The following is a 22,108-nucleotide window of genomic DNA, read 5'->3' as shown; positions in this document are numbered from 1 at the left end:
GCCGAAGCCGCAGGAGATCCTGAGCGGGCTGCAGAGCCAGACGCCGGTCGACATGTCCGGCGTCACCACGACCGAGCGGACCATCACCCAGGATGGCCGGCGTGTTAAGCTTTACATCATGACGCCCGCGCGCATGACCGGCAAGCCCGGCGTGTTGCTCTTCATCCATGGCGGCGTCTGGATCGCCGGCAACTTCGACAACCACAAGCGGCTGCTGCGCGACCTGGTCGTCGGGTCGGGGCAGGTGGGCGTGTTCGTCGAATATACGCCGCTGCCCGCTGCGGTCTATCCGACCCAGCTCGACGAGATCTATGCCGCCCTGGGATGGGTCGCCGCGCATGCCGGTGAGCTTGGCGCGGACGGCAGCCGGATCGCTGTCGCCGGCAATTCAGTGGGCGGCAACATGAGCGCGGCGCTGACCTTGATGACCAAGGACCGCAAGGGACCGAAGATCAGCTATCAGGTGCTGCTCATTCCGGCGACCGACGCCAGCGTCGATAGCCAATCCTATCTGAGCTATGGCAAGGGCCGCTTCCTGGCGCGCGACTTCATGAAATACGGCTGGGATCGCTACGCGCCCGACGCCAAGACCCGGGAGAACCCCTACGTCTCGCCGCTGCGTGCCAGCCTCGCGCAACTGCAAGGCCTGCCGCCGGCGCTCGTCATCACGGCCGAGAACGATCCGCTGCGCGACGAAGGCGAGGCCTATGCGCGCAAGCTCAAGGAGGCCGGGGTGAGCGTCGATGCCGTGCGCTACAACGGCACGATCCACGACTTCGTCCTGCTCAACGCGCTGCGCAACATTCCTTCGACCGAGGCCGCGATCCGGCAAACGGCTGAGGGCATTCGCAACCATATCGAGGCTGACTGACCGCTGTGATGGGAGAGGGCTGGGGTCAGCCCTCGAGTCTACGAGAAACAGAAGTCGGGTCGCGTCCCGGCCGAGATGATGAAATCGCTAATGGCAGAAGCCGATCATCGCCTGCTTTGCCGAGGGCTCCAGCAAATCAGGCGGTCTCCACATTGCCGGATCTGTTGTCACTCATCGCTCTGGCCGTCGCTTCGGGAAAGCGCAGGCTGGCGGTGGTGCCGCCGCCCGGTGTCGAGGTGATGATGAACTCCCCGCCATGGGCCGCCATGATCTCCTGGACGATCGAGAGGCCGAGGCCGGCGCCGCCTTCGGCGGCGTTGCCGGTCTGGAACGGCTCGATCAATTGGCGCTCATCGCCCGGCGAGAATCCAGCTCCGTCATCGCTGATCGACACGCGGCCGCGATGGAGCGTCGCCGTGACGCGTCTGGCGCCCCTCGCATGAATCAAGGCATTGCCGACCAGGTTGGCCAGCGCGCTGCGGACGGCGGCTTCGACCCCTTGCACGACCGTGCCGTCCTCCTCGGGCTGCTCGAGCGACAATTCGATCCCCGCATCCAGCGCCGACGGGCTGAAATCGGCAAGCACGTCCCGCGTCACATCAGCTAGATCGATCGGCCCTTTTTCGATCGCATGATTTTGCAGCCGTGCCAGGTCAAGCATGGCCGAGACCAGTGACGTGAGCCGGCGCATGTCGCGCACCAGCGCGATCCGCAATGGAGGGTCGGCGACATCCTCGATCCTGGCACGCAGCAGCGTCAGCGGCGTCCGCAGCTGATGGGCTGCATTGCCGAGGAAGCGGCGCTGCATCTTGATGTAGGCGTTGATCTCGTCGAAGGCGCGGTTCAGCGCCTCGACCAGGGGCTTCAGCTCGATCGGGACCTCATCAAGCGAAATCGATCCCTGCGGCGCCGACGGGTCGATCGCGAGCGCGCGCCGCGTCACGCGATCGATCCCACGCCCCACGAACCGTCCTGATAACCATGCGCCGATCAACACCATCGACGCGAAGGCGAGCGCCACAAGAAACAGGGGGAAGATATTGCGACCAACGAACGACATCAGCATCTGGCCGAAGCGGACCTGCGCTCCACCAACCATCATCACCAGATCGGACGGGCCCCATGGGATCACGGCCAGGCAGAACGTGGAGTTCTGGTCGAGCGTGTTGAGGACCGAGAAGCCAATCGGGCCGCCATAGGGCAGCGAGAACGGCAGCGCCGGCCTGTGCTCACCGCCGAACTCGGTGATCTGCTTCTCGTAGGACACGACATACCAGAGATTGGGGCTGATCGATTTCAGCTGCTCGACGCCACGTGTGGAGCGAATGGTCAGCGCGTGGCCGGGATCGACGACCGCAGCGTCGTAGAGAACACCCGCAGCAACGCGGCACACCACCGGCTCATATTCGCGCAGCTGGGATTGCCAGACGGCAATGGTGATGGTGGCGAGAAAGAGGACCGTTGCGGCGAGGCCGAGCGAGAGCGTAAACGTCCGGGCGATCGACTTCATCGGCTCTGCGCCATCCTGAGCAGATAGCCGATGCCGCGCATGCTGCGGATCTCGACATTGCCGCCGAGCTCGGACAGCTTCTTGCGCAGACGCGAGACCTGCGCCTCCAGCGTGTTGGATTCGATCTCGTCGTCGAAGCCATAGATCTCCTCGATCAGCGCCGCGCGGGTGACGACGCGGTCGCGCCGCGTCAACAAAGTCGCGAGGATCAGGGCTTCGCGCCGTCGCAGCAAGACCTTCTGATCAGCCACGACGGCCTCGTTGCTGCCGAGATGAAGTTCGACGTTTCCGAACGACAATGCCGGCTGAACCAGGAGCCGCGGCCGTCGTAGCACCGCCCGCACGCGGGCGATGAACTCATCGGGCTCGAATGGCTTGCCGAGATAGTCGTCCGCTCCGCAGTTGAGGCCCTCGATCACGTCTTCCTTCGCGTCTTTCGCGGTCAGCATGATGATCGCCGGCCGCTCCGGCAACTGGCTCAATGCCGTGACGATCGCAAGTGCGTCGCCATCGGGCAGCATGCGGTCGACGATCGCCAGATCATATTTGAAGTTCTTCAATGCGTGCCGCGCGTCCGAAACCGATCCGACCGTATCGACCACGCCGTGCAATTGCGTCAGCAAGCGACTGACATAGGCGCCGATCTGCGGTTCGTCTTCGATCACGAGGGAGCGCACGATGAGTCTTCCTTGCATCAGGCGATCAATAAAACCACGGCAATAAAACCAGGGGATCGTGACACTTGCTCTTTGGCCCGATTGTGGCGCTGGGACTCGGCCGGACAGCTTTCCTTACGCAGCGGGACTAACGAGCGCAAGCGACAGGCTGATTGGCCATCAGCCTTGCAGAAAAAGCAATCGGTTTCGGCTCAGGCAATGTTCGGGCAATGTTTGGTGGCCGCGCGCTTGCGTCATTGCTGGACATTGCGGCGGGCAATCTTGGGGCAATCTTGGCCGGCGATTTGGGGAGGGCTCGAATCCGTACCAGCTGGCCTCGCCCAAGAGGTCGGCCGTCAAAGGTCCCTTCAATGAAGCATAACGTCGAAGCCGTTCTCCGCATGCTCGCGAGCGGCGCGTGCCGAACTCTCCTCGCCGCAACCCTCAACGCGATGCTGGCCGCTTGTGACCGCGCATCGGCCCAGACCGCATTCACCTTGCCGGCGCCGCCTTTTGAGCTGCCGCTGCTACCGCCGGTGTCCGGCAACTGGACCGTCATGATCGGTGCGGAGGGACGGTACGGGCCGGCTTTCGAAGGGGCGAACCACAGCCTGTTCAGCCCGGTCCCGATTTTCTCGATCCGGCGAGCGGGCTCGGTGGATCAGTTTCGCAGCCCGCGCGACAACGCGAGCATCGCCCTGATCGATTTCGGCAATCTGCGCGCGGGCCCTGCGGCCAAGTTCGTGCCGTCACGAAAGGCGGGCAACTACGCCGAGCTCAACGGTCTCGGCGATGTCAAGGCCGCGTTCGAGCTCGGCGGCTTCATCGAATATTTTCCTGTCGACTGGTTTCGCGTGCGCAACGAGACCCGTGGGGGCTTTGGCGGCCACCAGGGCGTCGTCGCCGATTTCTCCGCGGATTTCATCGTACCGGTGACGCGGGCGATCACCGTGTCCGGCGGCCCGCGCTTCACGTGGGAAAGCACCAAGGCGGTCTCGCCCTATTACAATGTCGATACCGTTCAAGCGATGGCGAGCGGACTTCCGGTGTTCGATGCCAAGGGCGGCGCACACTCGGTCGGCGCTGGCCTGCAGGTGAAATATCGCATCAATCCGCAGTGGGAGGTGCATTCCTACGTCGAATATGACCGGCTGCTCGGCGACGCCGCAAAAAGCCCGCTGGTGACGGCGCGCGGGTCGGTGAACCAGACCACAGTCGGCCTCGGCGCATCCTATGCCTTTGATTTCAGGATCAGGTGAGGGGGCGCGATGCACACCGCCGGCCGATACGCTTGGATGGCGACGGTCATCCTGCTTTGTATGTCGCTCGCCATCCTTCTTGTCCTCAGCAGTGGTGCTCATGCGCTGTTTGAGACCCGGGACGAGAAGCTCAAATCGGTCAAGACCGTCGGGATCGTTTCGGCGCTCGGAGATCAATTCACAATGACAAGGGCAGGGCTCACCGGCCTCAACAACAGCTCTCGAAGCGTGCCGATCGCGTCCTGGGGGCTCGATGACCTGATCGTGCAACAGGTGAGGGAGGCGCTGAGTGTCCGCTTCCAGGTGCAGCCGGTCACCTATTCGCGTACTACTTTCGCGGCGATCCAGGACTCGGTGATCCCTGCGGTCGATCTCGTCCGCCGCGATCCGTTCAAGCAGCTCGTTCAGACCGGGATATCCCCACAAGGACTCGATGCCTACATCGTCATTACCAAGGCCAAAGCCAATTTCGGTGGCGGCAATCGGAAGCTGGAAGGCGTGGGCCTGGTCACCTACAGCGCGGTTCTGGAATCGTTCAGCGTGCTCCACGCGCTTTACGAGATCAGAGTTGTCGACGGCAGGACGTTTGAGATCATCGAGAAACGGGCAGCCGGGCCGTCTGACGATGCATCGAGCGTCCGGCTCACCGGCCCCAGCCTCGTGATCGATGCCAATGTCGATGAGCCAGACGAGAGGTTGCGTCGGGCGCTCGTTGATCTTCTCGTCCGCAGCCTTCCGAACACGCTGAGCGACATGCACCTGATCGATCAAAAGCGCTAGCGGTCCAGCGCCCACGCAGGCGCTTCAACAGGCGCTCGACATCGACCAACTGCCTGTGCGGACCATGACGCCAACGCGTGCCGGGCGGATGCTGGGCACCGGCGCTCTCACCACGCCGTGAGATCAGTGACGAGTTGCTTGTCCAGGGAAAGGCTTTCCATGCCACTCGAAAGCAAAATGCCGCTGCGGTCATGGTGTCCACTCCCAGGCAGGTTGCGCTTGTGGAGCAGGAAGTGACCGATCTCGTGCGCCATGACGCCAATGAACGCTTCGCCACGGTCGAACACGGGTGGATTGCCCTGGTCGACAACGACGAATACCTGCTCATCAGGCAGGTATTCTCCAGCCGCCTCATTCGCCATCGCATCATAGTCGCCGACGAGAAAGCATGTGAGATCGGCGCCACGCCTCTTGAATGGCACGATGTCCTTCCGAAAAGCATCTCGCGAGATTTTTGGCCCCAGAGCTTTTTGGACCGTAATCCACGAGGCCTCGACCGAGGTGAAAAAGATGTTGGTCTGCGCCCCGAATGTCCAGTTCAGCCTGGTGAGGAACCAGGGCACGTCATCGGGCGTCCATTTCGTGGCGTTGATCACTTTGCCCGTTTGATCGAGCTGCTTGAGGAATTTGAACGCGATCTTGAAGTCTTTGCGCGGCAGAATGGCAACGTCCAACCTGATCTCTGTGTTGCCGCGCGTCGCTTTGATTTGGGGAATACCGGTACCTTTGGCCGAAACCTTGAGGCCGCGTGCAGAGGCCTCCGGCGGTGCGGTGGCGTACAGCGCGGTACGCAGACGAAGCAACTGATCGTCGCGCTCCTGGCTTTTTTGCTCCCCATAGCGGGTTTTGATGTAGTCCTGTGCGACGCGTTCGACCTGATCGAGGCGCACGTCCTCGACCTGTAACCGATCGCGATCATACGCCAGGTGGACATCCTTGCTGTCGCGGAGGCAGACCAGGTTGAAGCCTCCCCGCGGAACGATCATGAAGCTTTGCGCAGCATACACACCAGATTGCTGCAAGAACTGAACGAAGCTCGCCATGGCTTTCCCCAACCACAATCCACGATGGTGTCGCTCCCGGTCTGTCGCGCCGGAGATAACCACCCGTGACCATTGCTGTCCGGTAAAACCAGCAGCATAGCGGAAGTCAGCTTTGCGAGCCAATGTGTGGCTCAAACGTGAGCCGACACAAAACAGCCGGCGCGGGAGCGATCCGGGCCGGCTGTCGATCTGTCCGGAGGGATGACGATTAGGCCGCGCGCACGCCCTTGAGGAATTTCTCGACCTCGGCCTTGAGGCGAGTGCTGTCCTGCGAGAGCGAGTGGGCTGCGGTCAGCACCTGGGAGGATGCCTTGCCGGTCGCGCTCGCACCCTGGCTGACATCACCGATATTGGTGGCGACCCGCGCGGTGCCGGTGGCGACGTCCTGGACGTTGCGGGAGATCTGCCCGGTGGATGCGCCCTGCTGCTCGACCGCAGCGGCAATGCCGGCCGCGATCTCCGAGATCTGCTTGATGGTGCCGCCGATCCGCTTGATCGAGGCGACCGACGTCTGGGTTGCGCTCTGGATGCCCTCGATCTGCTGGCCGATCTCCTCGGTGGCCTTGGCCGTCTGCGACGCCAGCGCCTTGACCTCGGAGGCGACCACCGCGAAGCCGCGGCCGGCGTCGCCGGCGCGGGCCGCTTCGATGGTCGCGTTCAAAGCTAGAAGATTGGTCTGGGCGGCGATCGAGGTGATCAGCTTGAGCACGTCGCCGATGCGCTCGGCGGTGCGGGAGAGCTCGCTGATGCCGGCATCGGTCTGCTCGATCTGGCGCACCGCTTCTTCGGCAATCCCGGTCGATTCCGTGACCTGACGCCCGATCTCGTTGACGGAGGATGCCATCTCTTCGGTGGCGGAGGCTACCGACTGAACCTTGGTCGAGACCTCGGTCGAAGCGGACGCCACGCTGGTCGACAGCACCTGGGTGTTCTCCGCGGTCTTGCTCAAGGTCGTGGCGGACGCCTCGAGCTCATGCGAGGCCGTGGAGACCTTGTTGATGATCTGCCCGACGGTCGCCTCGAACTCGTCGGCCATCTTGCTGACCAGCTCATGCTGTTCCTGCTTGGCAGCGTCGACATACACCGAGATCGCAAGGTCCATGTCGAGCATCGCTGCGCGGGTGATGGCAGTCTGCAACTGCGCCTTCTTCTCCCGCGCGCCCTGTCCGGCGAACCAGCCCTTCGCCATTTCGGCTTCGATCGCCTTTTGCAGACCGGTCATGATCATCGAATAGCCGGCGATGTACCAGCGCGGTTCGATGCCGAGCCGTTCGTGCGTCTTGCCGATCCGCGTCACCGACTTCACATAGGCGTCATCGAACTTCGCGCTCGCCAGCGAGGTCCAGTGATCGATCTGCGCCTGCTTGGCGTGGCGGATCACCGCCTGGTTCGGAAACAGCTTGGCGAGCTGCGGGTATTTGGTGACGTGGGCATAGAACTGGTCGAGGATGCTCGGCAGCACGCGACCGATCAGCGGGCGCAGCTCGCGCAGCGCCTCACGGGTGGTGCGATCGATACCGATGAAATCAAGTCGGGATTGGAGAGTCGTTGCGTCGTTCATCGGGAGCGTCCATGCGGCCAAAGCAATCAGGGGAGCCCATTTCCCGGGCTGCCCATTTGGTACGCGCCAATTGCAAATGTTTGGTTGACGCTTCCTTAAGTGGAGAAAATGAACAAATTTCTCCAATGGGTTGCAGGTGCAGGAACCTGAACGCGGCGAGATCTGAACGCGGTAGAGGAGAAGGGTGAAAGCAGATCGTGGCGGGCCGCGACCCACAAGCTCGCGCCCGGCAAGTCAAAACGAACAAAGGCAAAGCCAAAAATAAAAACGGGGCCGTTGAGGCCCCGCAGGAAGTCAGTCAGCGTCCGCGATCTTACTTGATCTTGGCTTCGCGGAATTCAACGTGCTTGCGCGCGACCGGGTCGTACTTCTTCTTGACCATCTTCTCGGTCATCGTGCGCGAGTTCTTCTTGGCAACGTAGTAGAAGCCGGTGTCGGCCGAGGACACGAGCTTGACCTTAATGGTGACCGCTTTGGCCATATCGTGAAAACCTTTGGATCGATGGGAGAGGGCGCCGGCCAAAGAGGGGGCGCAGTTGGCGCGCAACCTACCCGCCCAAGCCCCAAAGTCAAGGTTGGGGCGTCAGAATCTTACCCCTCAGCCCGCGAAAAATCGGTTTTTGGGCCGTGGCAGGCCGAGATTCTCCCGCAAAGTCCGTCCCTCATACTCTTTGCGGAAAATCCCCCGGCGCTGCAGTTCCGGCACCACCTTGTCGACGAAATCGGTCAGGCCCTGGGGCAGATACGGGAACATGATGTTGAAGCCGTCGCTGCCGCGGCCTGTCAGCCATTCCTCCATCTGGTCGGCGATGGTCTTGGGCGTGCCGACGAAGGACAGCCCGCCATAGCCGCCCACGCGCTGGGCCAATTGCCGCACGGTTAGGTTGTCGCGCGCGGCCACGTCGATGAGACGTTGGCGGCCGCTCTTGGAGGCATTGGTCTCCGGAATCGGCGGTAACGGTCCGTCCGGATCGAAGCCGGAGGCATCGGTGCCGAGGATCACCGAGAGCGACGCAATCGCGCTGTCGTAATGCACCCTGCTGTCGAGCAGCGCGCGTTTCTCCTTGGCTTCCTCCACGCTGTCGCCGACCACGACGAAAGCGCCGGGCAGGATCTTCAGGTGCTCCGGATCGCGGCCGACCTTCTCCATCCGCCCCTTGATATCGGCATAGAGTTTCTGGCCGTCGGCCAGGCTGCCACCGCCGGTGAACACCGCCTCGGCGGTTTCGGCCGCCAGCTGCTTGCCGTCTTCGGACGCTCCGGCCTGCACGATCACCGGCCAGCCCTGGACGGGGCGGGCGATGTTGAGGGGACCGCGGACCTTGAGATATTTGCCCTTGTGGTCGAGCACATGCATCTTCTCGGGATCGAAGAACAGGCCGCTTTCGACATCGCGCACGAAGGCGTCGTCGGCGAAGGAATCCCATAAGCCCGTGACGACGTCGTAGAACTCACGCGCGCGCTTGTAGCGCTCGGCGTGCTCCATGTGATCATCGAGACCGAAGTTCAGCGCGGCGTCCGGATTGGAGGTGGTGACGATATTCCAGCCGGCACGGCCGCCGGAGATGTGGTCGAGCGAGGCGAAGCGCCGGGCGACATGGTAGGGCTCGTCGAACGTGGTCGAGCCGGTCGCGATCAGCCCGATATTCTCGGTCACGGCCGACAACGCCGAGAGCAGCGTGAACGGCTCGAACGAGGTCACGGTGTGGCTGCGCTTGAGCGCATTGATCGGCATGTTCAGGACGGCCAGGTGATCGGCCATGAAGAAGGCGTCGAACTTGCCGGCCTCGAGCTTGCGGATCAGGTCCTTGAGGTGCTGAAAGTTGAAATTGGCGTCCGGCCAGGCTCCGGGATAGCGCCAGGCGGCGGTGTGGATCGAGACCGGGCGCATGAAGGCGCCGAGCTTGAGTTGACGTTGAGCCGATCGACTTGGGGCCATCGCTGTCATCCGCGTGGTTGCTGTCGCAAATAGATGGGAACTGCGCGGGGATCAGCCAATCGCCAGGCCAGGTAAGAATTTTGCAATTTGATCGCCCGGCGAAGGAAGTTGTTCGTCGGCGCACGCGTCAGTGGGAATTGAAATGTCCGACAAGCTCACGATTTCGTCAGGCTATCCGTTCGAGACCATTTTCGGCTATGCCCGCGCGGTTCGCGTCGACGACCAGGTTTTCGTTTCAGGAACGACGGCGCGCGGGGCCGATCTCGAGCGGGATGCCTATCATCAGGCCGCCGGGGCGCTCGCCATTATCGCGGACGCGCTGGCAGAGGCGGGAAGCGGCCTGCACCACGTGGTGCGCACGGTGGTCTACATCACCGACAGAGCCGACATCGACGCCGTCGCGCGGGCGCATGGCGAAGCTTTCGCGGCCATCAGGCCGGCGAGCACATTGGTGATGGTTGCCGGCCTCATTCCCGCGACGGCGCGAGTCGAGATCGAAGCCACCGCGGTCATTCAGGACTGACCTGGGAGCGCTCGGCAAGCTCCAATTTGCTTCCCGCGGATTCCTCCGCCGGCTGAGCGATGTCGAACCGATCCCAAGATCCGGACGACAAACTGCCTGAATTTCAGGGAGGGCTTCATGGCAGGTGCAGCGACGGGCGATATCATTCGCGTTGGATTACCGGTCCCTTTGCTGGGCCGGCTGCTGGCGTTGCCGCTGATTGCGGCCGGCGCTTACCTGCTGTGGAACGTGGCGCTTGGTCTTAGCGATGTGCTGGCAAGCCCTGGCGATGCCAGAGACGAGTGGGCGGGTATCGCCGTCTTTGCCGCTCTTGGGGTCGCGGTCATCATTCCGGGCCTCCTTGTTGCGACCTTTCGCGGCTTCGTCACCGTGTGCCCCGGCGCCGGCGAAGTCGTCATCACCAAGGCTTTTGGGCCGTTGCATGTCAGGCGTGCGCGCCGGCTGTCGAACTACAACCTGATCAGCATCACCGATGACGGCGATGTCAGCGCAACGATGTATGACGTCAATCTGTGTGGCGGCAAAGGCGTCGAGCCGCTGAATCTCCGGAGCTTCGCGTCCCGCGAAGAGGCCAACGCATTGGCGCAACAGCTCGCGATCGCGCTCAAAATTCCAGCCAAGGATTATGTCGGCACCGAGCCCGATGATGACGACGCCGATGGCTGATCAGTCCAGCACGTCCCGATGCATCCGGCCGCCATAGAAATGGAAGAACGGCACCGGCGCGTCATGCTGGAGCGGACCGGTCGCGAGCCGCTTGTCCAGCTCGTTCAGCACATTCCTGGTCATCGGGTGCAGATCGGCGAGTGGCTTCGAACCGAGTTCGACCCACACCAGCTCGACCAACTCGGCGTCCGGATGCACCACGCCCTCGACGCGATGCGTGATCGCCGACGCATCCGCCGTGAAGAAACGGGTGTCAAAACGCTTGATGCGGCCGGGCGGGGTGATGGCGCGTGCGATCAGGAACAGGCTGGACGGATCGGGCAACAGGCCGGCTGCACTGAACGGCGACCAGGGTCCGTCGAGGTTGGATACCTTGCCCTCGATCTTGCGGCCCAGGCACAGCCCGGTCTCCTCACAGGCTTCGCGGATGGCAGCGATCGCCAGCGACTTGGCGCGCGAGGCTGAGGTCTGTGGTCGGCCCTTGAACAGGTTGGCCTCGAGCGCCTCGGGCATCGGCGCGGCCACAGGGATCCGATGGTCCGTCTTCTCGACCCGGCCGCCAGGAAAGACGAACTTGCCGGGCATGAACACGACCTTGTCGTGGCGCTTGCCGACCAGAACCTTCGGCACAGTGCCGCTGCGATCGATCAGGATCAGGGTCGCCGCATCCCTCGGCTTGGTATAGGGATGGTGATCCGCTTCCTTCTGCTCCGGCTTAGCCGAAGCTGCGGCCTCTGCCACCTCCGTCATTTCCATCCCTTTTTCATTCTTGGTTGTCGTTCAAACCGGCGGAATGCCTTCGGCGGGATTGTCGTCAAAGCCATGCATGTGGAAGGCCCATTGCAGACCCACGACGGCGCCCTTGACCGGCTGGAGCAGCGCCAGCGAGGCGAACAGCGTCAGCGGCAGATAGATCGAAAGCTGCAGCGCGACCGGCGGCGAATAGTTGGTCTCGATATAGAGCGCGAGCGGCACCACGATGTGGCCGACGATGACGATCACGAGATAGGCGGGCAGGTCGTCCGCCCGGTGGCCCGAGAAATCCTGGCCGCATTTGTCGCAAGCGTCGGCGACCTTCAGGAACGCGCGAAACAGCTTGCCTTCGCCGCAGCGCGGGCAGCGGCCGCGACAGCCGCGCTTCATCGCGCTCCAGAGGTCGCGCTTCTCGGCGAGACCCGCCTCGCGGGTCCACGTTGTCGCCGCTGAATTCTGCGGGCGCACGCTGGTCGGCGTCGTGCTCATGGCGTCCATGACTTGCCTTTCTTCGATGTGCCGGACTTGCGTTTGGTCGTCGGCTTCGCGCTTTTCTCACCGCGTTTGTTGCGGGCGGCCTTCGCACGCTTCGACGCTTTGTCCTTGGTCTTTTTCGCTTTGGGCTTCGGCTTGCCCCTGACGCTTTCGCGCGCATGGGGGGTGTCGCGCCGCCGTTGGCGCGGGACCAGCACATCGGCTTCGGTCAACAGTTCGAAGCGCAAGGCGCCCGCCACAGGCTGAGCTTCTACCAGACGCACGTCGACGACGTCACCGAGCCGGTGCATGGCACCACTGCGTTGGCCGATCAGCGCATGACGGGTTTCGTCGTAATCGTAATATTCCGTGCCGAGCGTGCGGATCGGGACCAGCCCGTCGGCGCCGGTATCATCGAGCTTGATGAAGAGACCGGCGCGGGTGACGCCGGAGATGCGCCCCTGGAAGGTGGCGCCGATGCGATCGGCGAGATGATGGGCGATCAGGCGGTCGGCGGTCTCGCGCTCGGCCTTCATGGCGCGGCGCTCGGTCACCGAAATCTGCGCGGCTATTTCGGCAAGATTCTCAGCCGTTTCGCTGTCGGGCAGGGCCCCGTCGCCCAGGCCCAGCGCGCGGATCAGGCCGCGGTGGACGACCAGGTCGGCGTAGCGGCGGATTGGCGAGGTGAAATGCGCGTAGCGGCGCAGATTGAGGCCGAAATGCCCGTAATTCTCCGCGGAATATTCGGCCTGCGCCTGCGAGCGCAGCACGACCTCATTGACCAGCTGCTCATAGTCCTGGCCGGCGACCAAGGTCAGGACACGGTTGAACAGCGAGGGCCGCAGCGCGCCGGACTTGACGAACGGCACGTCGAGCGTCTTCAGGAATTCCTGCAGCGCGTGGACCTTCTCCACCGTGGGCTCGTCGTGCACACGGTAGATCAGCGGCAGCGCCTTCTTCTCCAGCATCTCCGCGGCTGCGACATTGGCGAGGATCATGAACTCCTCGATCAGCCGGTGCGCATCCAGCCGTTCAGGCACGACGACGCGGTCGACGGTGCCGTCCGCCTTCAGCAGGATCTTGCGCTCGGGGAGATCGAGGTCGAGCGGATCGCGCGCATCACGGCCGCGCTTGGCAACCTCATAGGCCGCATAAAGCGGCTTCAGAATAGGCTCGAGCAGGGGACCGGTGATGTCGTCGGGCTTGCCGTCAATCGCAGCTTGCGCCTGCACATAAGCGAGCTTCGCCGCCGAGCGCATCAGGACGCGATGGAAGGAGTGCGACCGCTTGCGCCCGTCGGCGCCGAGCACGATCCGCACCGCCAGCGCGCCGCGCGGCTCACCCGGCACCAGCGAGCAGAGATTGTTGGAGATCCGCTCGGGCAGCATCGGCACGACGCGGTCCGGGAAATACACCGAATTGCCGCGCCGAAGCGCATCGCGATCGAGCGGCGCGCCGGGCCGCACGTAGTAGGCGACGTCGGCGATGGCGACGTGAACGACGTAGCCGCCCGTGTTGTCGGGAGCGGGATCAGGTTCGGCATGAACCGCGTCGTCATGATCCTTGGCATCGGGCGGATCGATGGTGACGAGCGGCAGCTCGCGCCAGTCCTCGCGTCCCTTCAACGTCGCGGGCTCTGCCTCTTCCGCCTCCTGCAGGGCTGCGGATGAGAAATCGAGCGGGATCTCGTGCGCATGGATCGCGATCAGGCTGATCGCCTTTTCGCTCGCGATCGAGCCGTAGCGTTCCTTGACGCGGCCGGCGGGCAGGCCGAAGCCGCGTCCGCGGAGCAGGTCGACGCTGACGAGATCGCCGTCCTTGGCCTCGCGGCTGTCGGCGGGCGCAATGCTGAGCTCGCGGCCGGCCTGCTTCTTGTCCACCGGGATCAGCCGTCCGCCGCCGCCGGACATCGCACGGAAGATGCCGAGCACGCGATGCTTCGCATGGTCGAGCACCTTGATGACGCGGCCGCGATAAGTCACGCCGTCGGCACTCTCGACGGGGTCGACCCGCACCAAGGCGCGATCACCGACGCCGGCGGTCGCACCGGGGCGGGCATGACGAGGAGTGTGGATGCGGATGCGTGGCGGCTCGGACTGCTCGGCCTCGTCCCACTCGGCCGGCGTTGCGATCAGTTCGCCGTCGCTGTCGCGGCCGGTGATATCGGCAATGAGCGTCGCGGGCAGGGCGGCGGTCTCGGTGATCTTGCGGCGGCCGCTCTTCTTGACCGCACCCTCGTCGACGAGGTCGCGGAGAATCCGCTTCAGCTCGGCGCGATCGGCGTTCTTCAGGCCGAATTCGCGCGCAATTTCCTTGGTGCCAACCTTGCCCGGGTTGGCGCGGATGAAGGCGACGATGGCCTCCCGCGGGGGGAAGCCGATGTCGCGCTTTTGGGTCATTTTCTCATCCGCGGGCCTTGCCGGCGCTCTTCTTCGCAGGCGCTTTCGGGGCGGAGGACGGTTTCGCCGAGGTCTTGGCGGCCTTTCCGACCGGCGCACGCGCCTTGCTGGTGGAGTCTGATTTCGGCTTGGCTGCAGCCTTCTTGACCGCAGCCTTCTTGGCGGGCTTCGGCGTGTCGCCGTCATCCCCCTCGGCTTCGGCCTCAGCCTTGGTCTCAACCTTAGCCTTGGTTTTGGTCTTGGCGCCGGCCTTGCCGGCTGCCTTGGCAGGCTTTGCCGCCTTGGCCTTTTTCGCCTTGCCGCCGCCCTTTGCGGCTCGCTCATCCAGGAGCGCAATCGCTTCCGGCAGCGTGATCGTATCCTTTTCCTTGTCGGACGGAATCGTAGCGTTGACGCCGCCCGCAGTGACATAGGCGCCGTAACGCCCGCTCTTCACCGCGACCGCACCAAGCGAGGGATGGTCGCCGAGCGCCTTGCCCGGATCAGCGCCGAAGCGCTTGCTCGGGCCCTTGGCGACCTTCTCCGCGATCAAGGTCACCGCGCGGTTGAGTCCGACGTCGAACACCTCGTCGCCGGCTTCCAGGCTCGCATAGGTCTTGTCATGGCGCACGAACGGCCCGAAGCGGCCGATGCCGGCCGTGATCGGCAGGCCCGTCTCCGGGTGCCTTCCGATCTCTCGTGGCAGCGACAGCAGTTTCAGCGCCAGTTCGAGGTCGACATCCGATGGCTGGGTGCCCTTCGGGATGCCGGCGCGCTTGGGCTTCTCGCCCTCGGCATAATCCTTCTGCTCGCCGAGCTGGATATAGGGGCCGAAGCGGCCGGCCTTGATGGTGACGTCGAGCCCGGACTCCGGGTCCTGTCCCAGCACGCGATCGGCGGCGGCCTCGCTGTCGGCCGCCAGCGGCCGCGTGTAACGGCATTCCGGATAGTTCGAGCAGCCGACAAAGGCGCCGAACTTGCCGGCCTTCAGGTTCAGCCGTCCGGTGCCGCAGGTCGGACATTGCCTGACGTCGCCGCCATCGGCGCGCGGCGGATAGATGTGCGGGCCGAGCATCTCGTCGAGCACATCCAGCACCTGCGCGACGCGCAGGTCCTTGATGTCGTCGACCGCGCCGATGAAGTCGCGCCAGAAATCCTTCAGCACCTGCTGCCAGGAGATCTCGTTGTTGGAGATGCGGTCGAGCTGCTCCTCGAGATCGGCGGTGAAGTCGTATTCGACATAGCGGCGGAAGAAGTTCTCCAGGAAGGCGACGACGACGCGGCCCTTGTCCTCGCCGTGCAGACGCTTCTTCTCCAGCTTCACATAGCCGCGGTCCTTCAACACCTGCAGGATCGAGGCGTAGGTCGAGGGCCGGCCGATGCCGAGCTCCTCCATCCGCTTGACCAGTGAGGCTTCCGAAAACCGCGGCGGCGGCTCGGTGAAATGCTGGGTCACGGACAGATCCTGCCGCTTCAGCGGCTCGCCCTGACTCATGTGGGGCAGGCGGCGGCTATCCTCGTCCTCCTCGTCGTCGCGGCCTTCCTGGTACAGCGCAAGGAAGCCGTCGAACTTGACCACCTGGCCGGTGGCGCGCAGCTCCAGCGTGCGGGAGCCGGCCTTGGCCGTGATGTCGACCGTGGTGCGTTCGAGCTCGGCCGATTCCATTTGGCTGGCGATGGTACGGGTCCAGATCAGCTCATAGAGCTTGGCCTGGTCGTCGTCGAGCCGTCGGCGCAGCTCGGCCGGCCGCCGCGACAGATCGGTCGGGCGAATGGCTTCGTGCGCTTCCTGCGCGTTCTTGGCCTTGGTCTGGTACTGGCGCGGGCTGTCCGGCACATAGGCGTTGCCATAGATCTCGCCGATCACCTTGCGGGCCTGCGTGATCGCCTCGGGCGCGATCTGCACGCCGTCGGTTCGCATATAAGTAATGAGACCGGTGGTCTCGCCGCCGATATCGATGCCCTCATAGAGCCGCTGGGCGATCCGCATGGTGTGCGCCGGCGCGAAGCCGAGCTTGCGACTCGCTTCCTGCTGCAGGGTCGAGGTGGTGAAGGGGGCCTGCGGATTGCGGCGCGCCGGCTTGGCATCGACGGTCGTGACCGTGAAGGCTGCGGCCTGCAGCGCCTTCTTGAAGTCCTCGGCTTCAGCACCGGTGCCGATGTCGAGCCGCTGGATCTTCTTGCCATCGGCGCCGACCAGGCGCGCCTCGAAGCTGTCGCCGCGGGGCGTGGCCAGCGTCGCGATCAGCGACCAATATTCACGGGGAACGAATTTCTCGATCTCGAGCTCGCGGTCACAGACCAGCCGCAACGCGACCGACTGGACGCGGCCCGCCGAGCGGGCGCCCGGAAGCTTGCGCCACAACACCGGCGACAAAGTGAAGCCGACCAGATAGTCCAGCGCCCGGCGCGCCATATAGGCGTCGACCAGTGCGCCGTCGATCTGGCGCGGATGCTTCATCGCCTCCGAGACCGCCTGCTTGGTGATGGCGTTGAAGACCACCCGCTCGATCTTCTGATCCTTGAGCGCGCGTTTTTCCTTCAGCACCTCCAGGACGTGCCAGGAGATCGCCTCGCCCTCGCGATCAGGGTCGGTGGCCAGGATTAGCCGGTCCGCCCCCTTCAGCGACTTGGCAATCTCGTTCAGCCGGCCGGCGGCCTTGGGATCCACCTCCCAGATCATTCGGAAATTATGGTCCGGATCGACCGATCCATTTTTCGCCGGGAGGTCGCGAACATGGCCAAACGAGGCTAGAACCTCATAGGAGGAGCCCAAATATTTATTGATCGTCTTGGCTTTCGCCGGCGACTCCACAATGACGATATTCATGTAGTTCCAGTGGCTTACGGGAAAGATTGAAGCCAATTTCGCGGATTCGCCAAAGGCCTCGTTGACCCGAACATGGGTGGTGAGACGGTTCCTGTCAAATCGAACGATGTTGAAAGTCGAGGCGAGAACGCCCACGACGTATAAAGAGGGTTGCAGAGAACCGTCCTGGAGTTGCACTCTTTTTAGGGGTATTTTTGCTGGATACTCGAATTTGGATCAATTTTTTGACAAAGCCAGCGCGAAAGCGAAAGACGTCATCCGCGGGTGCAGGACGGCGCTCCCGACCCCATGACGACTCGGACGAGATAAGTGTGGACGAGGCGATCGCATTCATTGCGACGACGACCGCGAGCTTGGCGCGTTTGGCTCGCCGCCATCGCCTCAGCATGCTCGACTACCTCTTACGCATGGCGCATCTCGAGGCTGAGGAGTACGCGCGGCTGCGCAATGGCCGCAAGCCATCCTGACGGTTGGGTGTCCTTCAGCCGGTGCGGGGCCGCAACGTGGTGTCGGCGGGACCGAGCAATCGTCCGTCCTGCGCGCATAGCGCAAGCTTTTGTACGGGCCGTCCTGTCTCGCGATCCACCAGGATAGTCGCGATCTCCTCCGGCCGTTGGTCAAATTCCTCGCTCCATTGTCTCAAAGCGACGAGAATCGGAAAAAGCCCGCGGCCCTTCGGCGTGAGCACGTATTCGCGATAGGCGCTGCCGTCGGAAGCCGGCTCGGTGGTCAGGATGCCGCGATCCACCAGCGCACGGAGCCGGATGGTCAGGATATTCTTGGCCAGGCCCAGGCTGCGCTGGAACTCGCCGAAGCGACGACGGCCGACGAACGCGTCGCGGATGATGAGAAGCGACCACCAATCTCCAATCGCATCCAGCGACCGGGCGACCGGGCAGCCATTGCCCTCAAGGCTTGTGCGTTTGACCATGACGCCGCTTTCTCCAGACCCAAGCGCTCGTTGCCGTTTCAGCAAGCGGGCGCCCATCACGATATTGTGGTTGCATTATTAAACCGCAAGGCCTAGATGGCTCAAGAAGTTTAATAATGCAACCAGATGGAGCCAAGCATGAGACTGGCGAACAAGACCGCGTTGATTACCGGCGGGAGCAGCGGACTTGGGCTGGCCACGGCCAGACGATTTATCGAGGAAGGCGCACTTGTGGCGATCACCGGTCGAGATGCTGATCGGCTCGCGGCCGCTGCCAAGCAGCTTGGCTCTCGCGCGCTCGCCCTGGTTGCCGATGCGACCGACATCGCTGCCACCGAGGAGGCCATCGCGACAGCGGCGGCTCAATTCGGCAGGCTCGATATCGTGTTCGCCAATGCCGGCATCCCCGGTCAGACTCCGCTTGGTGGCACCAAGCTTGAGGCCTTCGAGCAAGTGATCAGGACCAATCTCACCGGCGTCTTCTTCACGGTCCAGGCGGCACTGCCTTATCTGAGCGACGGCGCCTCGATCATTCTCAACGGCTCGGTGATTTCGGCGCTCGGCCATCCGGGCTATGCCGCCTATGCAGCGAGCAAGGCCGGCGTGCGCGCGATCGCGCGGGTGCTGGTCTCGGAGCTCTCACCGCGCGGGATCAGGGTCAATGTGGTCGCGCCCGGCGCGATCCGGACACCGATCTGGGGTGCGGCGATCGCCACTCCCGAAGCCGAGAAGGCGTTCGAAGCGCGGATCGCGCGCTCGACACCGCTCGGCCATATCGGTGAGCCCGAGCACATCGCCAACACCGTGCTGTTTCTCGCCTCCGACGAAGCCGCGCACATCCAGGGCCAGGAGCTCTTTGTCGATGGCGGCGCGAGCGCCGCGCCGGCCGGCGCGCCGATCTATCGCGGCTGATCGGAATCACCGCAGGCTCCGCTCGGTGTGCACGCCCGCGTGCACATTGAGCTTTCCTTTGCTGAATTTGCGTCTCACTTGAACCTTTATCGCGATCGCACCGACCCCCGAGCAGGCTGGGATATTTGACGCATGAATATTTCGGAGAGTTGCTATGGCAAAGGCCGCTCGCGTGTCTGCCTCAATGCCCGTATCCGCCACGGTCTCAAACCAGGCGGCGGCCGCGCGATCCGATTGGGATAGTCTGCTTTCGATTTTGCTTTTTTCCGCCTTCGGTCTCTTGGTCTCGCTCGGCCTGTTGTTGCTCGGAGCGCCTCTGATCTGGGACTGAGTTAGTCCTACCTGCGTAACAAGCGCCGTCATTCCGGGGCAGCCCGTCAGGGCTGAACCCGGAATCTCGAGATTCCGGGTTCGATGCTGGCGCATCGCCCCGGAATGACGGCGAAAGAGACGGCGAAAGAGACGATGTGTCGCTCTTGTGACGCAGTAGGACGAGTTCACCGCTGTCGGGAATGGACTGGCTGCCGCCTCGGCGAAGCGGCAGCCAGGGTGCTCACGCCGCCTGCAGATTGCCTGCGGCCTCAAGCGCGCTCTTGACGGCCTTCTCGCGGTGCTCGGGCCCGACCTGGATGCCATCCGCGGCGATGAACTCCAGATCCTTGACCCCGATGAAGCCGAACACGGCGCGCAGATAGGTCTCGAGGTGCTCGAGTGCCGCCATCGGCGTATCCGCGCCGTAATAGCCGCCGCGCGACACGGCGATAATCACGCGCTTGCCGCCGGCGAGACCCTCGGGGCCGTTCGGGCCGTAGCTAAAGGTTTTGCCGCGGACCACGACGCGATCGATCCAGGCCTTGAGCTGGCTCGGGATCGAGAAATTGTACATGGGAGCGCCGATCACGACGATATCGGCGGCGAGGAATTCCTCGAGCACGGCGTGACCCGCCGCAAGATCCTGCTGAACCGTGGGATCGGCCGGCGCCGTGCCCTGGGCGGCAGCCAGATGCGCTCCCGACAAGTGGGTGAGCGGCGCCGTGGCGAGGTCGCGGTACGTGGTTTGAAGGCCGGGAACCGCCTGCTGAAGCCGTTCGGCGATCGCCGCCGATACCTGCCGGCTGACGGAATAGGGGCCGAGCACGCTGGAATCGATGTGGAGGAGCTTTGTCATCGCAGTCACCTTGGTGTAGGTTGGTTGGTATAGGTTTGTAACCGACGCTATATGCGTGACTGCTCGCGAACCGCACAAGAACGCACAATTTTGAAACCCGGGCACATCCGTGAAACCTGAGCACATCCAAGTTCCCGCTGATTCACCGTCGCCGGACCACCATGACTGCCGCGGCGTCGCCGCGATCCTGGCGCGGGTCGGCGACAAATGGAGCGTGTTCGTCATCATGATGCTGGGTGACGGGCCGAAGCGCTTCAACGAGCTCAAGCGGCTGGTCGGCGGCATCTCGCAGCGGATGCTGACGTTGACCTTGCGTGGCCTGGAGCGCGACGGGCTGGTGACGCGGACCGTGTTTCCGACCATCCCGCCGCGCGTCGACTATGAGCTGACCGATCTCGGACGAGGCTTATCGGGTCCGGTCAAGGCCCTGGGCGAATGGGCGATCGCGCACCAGGACCGGATCGAGGACGCGCGTCTGCGCTTCGATCTGCGCAATGACAAGCGGTGAGCGCACAGGGATGGCGCTTAGAGCATGATCCGGAAAAGTGCGAAGCGGTTTTCCCTCGCGACAAATGCGGAACGCGTTTGCGCGGAGATCATGCCAAACAATAATCTAAAGCGCGATGACGATTCATCCTAATCTCATCGCGCTTTAGGCGAGTGACACCAGTCCCCCACCGTGACGTTCGAGCCGGCCGGCGAGTTCGAGCTCGAGCAGCACCGTGCGCAGCACGGCGGGCGCCAAGCCGCTGATCCGGATCAGGTCGTCGATCGAGACCGGGGCCGGCCCCAGCAGGCCGATGATCTGATCCCGGTCGTAGCTCTCCGGATCCGGTGCGAACGGCTCCTCCTCGTCTTCGCGCAGCGGCAGCTGCAGCGGTCGGCCCATGATCGGCGCCACGGCGCGGATGATGTCGGCGGCTTCGGTGACCAGGGTCGCGCCCTGCTTGATCAGATCGTTGGTGCCGGCCGCGCGCGGATCGAGCGGCGAGCCGGGCACGGCGAACACCTCGCGGCCCTGTTCGGCCGCCATCCGCGCGGTGATGAGCGAGCCGGAGCGGTGCGCCGCCTCGACCACGATCACGCCCAGCGCAGAACCGGAGATGAGCCGGTTGCGCCGGGGGAAGTCGCGGGCGCGAGGCTCATGGCCAAGAGGCATTTCGGAGATCGCCGCGCCATGCCCGGTGACGATGGCTGCAAGCAGGTCCTCGTGTTCTGGCGGATAGATGCAATCGTGACCACCGGCGAGCACCGCGATCGTGCCGCCCGTAAGGCTGGCGCGATGCGCCGCCTGGTCGATGCCGCGGGCAAGACCCGAGATGATGACGAAGCCGGCGTCACTGAGCTCGCGCGCCAGCTGCCCGGCAAATTTCAGTCCTGCGGCTGAGGCATTGCGCGAGCCGACAATGGCAATCAGTGGCCGCATCAGGCTGTCGCTGTGGCCGCGGACGCCAAGCAGTGGCGGCGCATCGTCCAGCGTCGCGAGCCGCGGCGGGTAGCCGGCCTCTCCGGGCGCGAGCAGGCTGACGCCGAGCTTGCGGCTGGCCGCAAGCTCGCGCTTGGCGTCATCAGCACTGCAGATCCGCGCCGATGCCCGAGCACCGCCGCGGCGCGCCAGATCCGGCAGCCGCTCCAGCGCAGCCCGCGCGCTACCGAAATGAAGCAGCAGCGAGCGAAAGGTGCGCGGGCCGACATTGTCGGACCGGATCAGCCGCAGTCGGTCGAGCCGCTCGGCCTCGCTGATTTCGATGATCGTGCTGACTGCATCCACGTCCGCGTCTCCGGTTGGCTCCAGCATGGAACAACCGGCGCGCGTGGGGAAGGGGGATCGCGCGATGAGCGCGCTACGCCAAT

21 protein-coding genes are annotated in these 22,108 nt (G+C 63.9%); 8 read left to right on the top strand and 13 right to left on the bottom strand.

Annotation, left to right across the window (positions count from 1 at the left end; all coding sequences use genetic code 11):
* Positions 1 to 871 (top strand): alpha/beta hydrolase (locus BRAS3843_RS02305; protein WP_035980594.1); only part of this gene is annotated, 871 nt, incomplete at its 5' end.
* A gap of 136 nt (positions 872 to 1,007) precedes the next feature.
* Here BRAS3843_RS02305 and BRAS3843_RS02300 read toward each other — a convergent pair.
* Positions 1,008 to 2,381: a HAMP domain-containing sensor histidine kinase gene (locus BRAS3843_RS02300; protein WP_008967082.1), complete on the bottom strand. Its 1,374-nt coding sequence runs from the start codon at positions 2,379 to 2,381 to the stop codon at positions 1,008 to 1,010.
* Positions 2,378 to 3,058: a response regulator transcription factor gene (locus BRAS3843_RS02295; protein WP_008967081.1), complete on the bottom strand. Its 681-nt coding sequence runs from the start codon at positions 3,056 to 3,058 to the stop codon at positions 2,378 to 2,380. The genes BRAS3843_RS02300 and BRAS3843_RS02295 overlap by 4 nt, the downstream gene beginning before the upstream one ends.
* A 350-nt stretch (positions 3,059 to 3,408) precedes the next feature.
* Between BRAS3843_RS02295 and BRAS3843_RS02290 the strand changes: the two genes are divergently transcribed.
* Entirely contained in the window at positions 3,409 to 4,296 is an 888-nt protein-coding gene (locus BRAS3843_RS02290; protein ID WP_008967080.1) for a MipA/OmpV family protein, read from the top strand.
* A gap of 36 nt (positions 4,297 to 4,332) precedes the next feature.
* Positions 4,333 to 5,076: a hypothetical protein gene (locus BRAS3843_RS02285; RefSeq protein ID WP_035980596.1), complete on the top strand. Its 744-nt coding sequence runs from the start codon at positions 4,333 to 4,335 to the stop codon at positions 5,074 to 5,076.
* A gap of 107 nt (positions 5,077 to 5,183) precedes the next feature.
* Here BRAS3843_RS02285 and BRAS3843_RS02280 read toward each other — a convergent pair whose 3' ends face one another.
* The 4 genes from BRAS3843_RS02280 to BRAS3843_RS02265 form a co-directional block, all read right to left on the bottom strand.
* On the bottom strand, positions 5,184 to 6,242 hold the full coding sequence (locus BRAS3843_RS02280) for a hypothetical protein (protein ID WP_175361066.1): 1,059 nt from the start codon (positions 6,240 to 6,242) through the stop codon (positions 5,184 to 5,186).
* A gap of 85 nt (positions 6,243 to 6,327) precedes the next feature.
* Positions 6,328 to 7,680 (bottom strand): globin-coupled sensor protein, encoded by a 1,353-nt coding sequence (locus BRAS3843_RS02275; protein ID WP_008967077.1) that lies wholly within the window; start codon positions 7,678 to 7,680, stop codon positions 6,328 to 6,330.
* A gap of 313 nt (positions 7,681 to 7,993) precedes the next feature.
* Positions 7,994 to 8,161, bottom strand: a complete 168-nt coding sequence (gene rpmG, locus BRAS3843_RS02270) for a 50S ribosomal protein L33 (RefSeq protein WP_008960778.1) — start codon at positions 8,159 to 8,161, stop codon at positions 7,994 to 7,996.
* 117 nt (positions 8,162 to 8,278) lie between these two features.
* The gene (locus BRAS3843_RS02265; RefSeq protein ID WP_008967075.1) at positions 8,279 to 9,619 is read right to left on the bottom strand and encodes an LLM class flavin-dependent oxidoreductase; all 1,341 of its coding nucleotides are present in this window, start codon (positions 9,617 to 9,619) and stop codon (positions 8,279 to 8,281) included.
* Positions 9,620 to 9,761: 142 nt separating this feature from the next.
* On the opposite strand from BRAS3843_RS02265, the gene BRAS3843_RS02260 reads away from it, so the two are divergent.
* Together BRAS3843_RS02260 and BRAS3843_RS02255 are read left to right on the top strand one after the other, a co-directional pair.
* On the top strand, positions 9,762 to 10,142 hold the full coding sequence (locus BRAS3843_RS02260) for a Rid family hydrolase (RefSeq protein ID WP_008967074.1): 381 nt from the start codon (positions 9,762 to 9,764) through the stop codon (positions 10,140 to 10,142).
* Between the two features lie 117 nt (positions 10,143 to 10,259).
* Positions 10,260 to 10,808, top strand: coding sequence for a hypothetical protein (locus tag BRAS3843_RS02255; protein ID WP_008967073.1), 549 nt, complete (start codon positions 10,260 to 10,262; stop codon positions 10,806 to 10,808).
* Here BRAS3843_RS02255 and BRAS3843_RS02250 read toward each other — a convergent pair whose 3' ends face one another.
* The 4 genes from BRAS3843_RS02250 to topA are packed head-to-tail and all read right to left on the bottom strand — an operon-like array spanning position 10,809 to position 17,243.
* Positions 10,809 to 11,558 (bottom strand): NUDIX domain-containing protein, encoded by a 750-nt coding sequence (locus tag BRAS3843_RS02250; protein ID WP_008967072.1) that lies wholly within the window; start codon positions 11,556 to 11,558, stop codon positions 10,809 to 10,811.
* A gap of 30 nt (positions 11,559 to 11,588) precedes the next feature.
* Positions 11,589 to 12,050: a DUF983 domain-containing protein gene (locus BRAS3843_RS02245; protein WP_008967071.1), complete on the bottom strand. Its 462-nt coding sequence runs from the start codon at positions 12,048 to 12,050 to the stop codon at positions 11,589 to 11,591.
* Positions 12,047 to 14,434 (bottom strand): ribonuclease R, encoded by a 2,388-nt coding sequence (rnr, locus tag BRAS3843_RS02240; protein WP_008967070.1) that lies wholly within the window; start codon positions 14,432 to 14,434, stop codon positions 12,047 to 12,049. Before rnr ends, BRAS3843_RS02245 begins: the two co-directional genes overlap by 4 nt.
* A gap of 4 nt (positions 14,435 to 14,438) precedes the next feature.
* On the bottom strand, positions 14,439 to 17,243 hold the full coding sequence (topA, locus tag BRAS3843_RS02235; protein ID WP_008967069.1) for a type I DNA topoisomerase: 2,805 nt from the start codon (positions 17,241 to 17,243) through the stop codon (positions 14,439 to 14,441).
* Positions 17,244 to 17,554: 311 nt separating this feature from the next.
* Between topA and BRAS3843_RS41250 the strand changes: the two genes are divergently transcribed.
* Entirely contained in the window at positions 17,555 to 17,710 is a 156-nt protein-coding gene (locus BRAS3843_RS41250) for a hypothetical protein (protein WP_008967068.1), read from the top strand.
* Positions 17,711 to 17,724: 14 nt separating this feature from the next.
* Here BRAS3843_RS41250 and BRAS3843_RS02230 read toward each other — a convergent pair whose 3' ends face one another.
* Positions 17,725 to 18,174: a helix-turn-helix domain-containing protein gene (locus tag BRAS3843_RS02230; protein WP_008967067.1), complete on the bottom strand. Its 450-nt coding sequence runs from the start codon at positions 18,172 to 18,174 to the stop codon at positions 17,725 to 17,727.
* A 138-nt stretch (positions 18,175 to 18,312) separates the two neighbouring features.
* Between BRAS3843_RS02230 and BRAS3843_RS02225 the strand changes: the two genes are divergently transcribed.
* Complete coding sequence (locus BRAS3843_RS02225; protein ID WP_008967066.1) at positions 18,313 to 19,086, top strand: SDR family oxidoreductase; 774 nt, start codon at positions 18,313 to 18,315, stop codon at positions 19,084 to 19,086.
* Positions 19,087 to 19,639: 553 nt separating this feature from the next.
* On the opposite strand, the gene BRAS3843_RS02215 is transcribed toward BRAS3843_RS02225, so the two are convergent.
* Positions 19,640 to 20,254: an FMN-dependent NADH-azoreductase gene (locus tag BRAS3843_RS02215; RefSeq protein WP_008967065.1), complete on the bottom strand. Its 615-nt coding sequence runs from the start codon at positions 20,252 to 20,254 to the stop codon at positions 19,640 to 19,642.
* Positions 20,255 to 20,363: 109 nt separating this feature from the next.
* Here BRAS3843_RS02215 and BRAS3843_RS02210 point away from each other — a divergent pair, with 109 nt between their 5' ends.
* The gene (locus BRAS3843_RS02210; RefSeq protein WP_008967064.1) at positions 20,364 to 20,762 is read left to right on the top strand and encodes a helix-turn-helix domain-containing protein; all 399 of its coding nucleotides are present in this window, start codon (positions 20,364 to 20,366) and stop codon (positions 20,760 to 20,762) included.
* 144 nt (positions 20,763 to 20,906) lie between these two features.
* On the opposite strand, the gene dprA is transcribed toward BRAS3843_RS02210, so the two are convergent.
* Complete coding sequence (gene dprA, locus BRAS3843_RS02205) at positions 20,907 to 22,052, bottom strand: DNA-processing protein DprA (protein WP_035980587.1); 1,146 nt, start codon at positions 22,050 to 22,052, stop codon at positions 20,907 to 20,909.
* Between the last annotated feature and the right edge of the window lie 56 nt (positions 22,053 to 22,108).

Origin of the sequence: Bradyrhizobium sp. STM 3843, assembly GCF_000239815.1 — a bacterium.
GTDB lineage: Bacteria > Pseudomonadota > Alphaproteobacteria > Rhizobiales > Xanthobacteraceae > Bradyrhizobium.
This window is presented reverse-complemented; position numbering and strand designations above follow the sequence as displayed.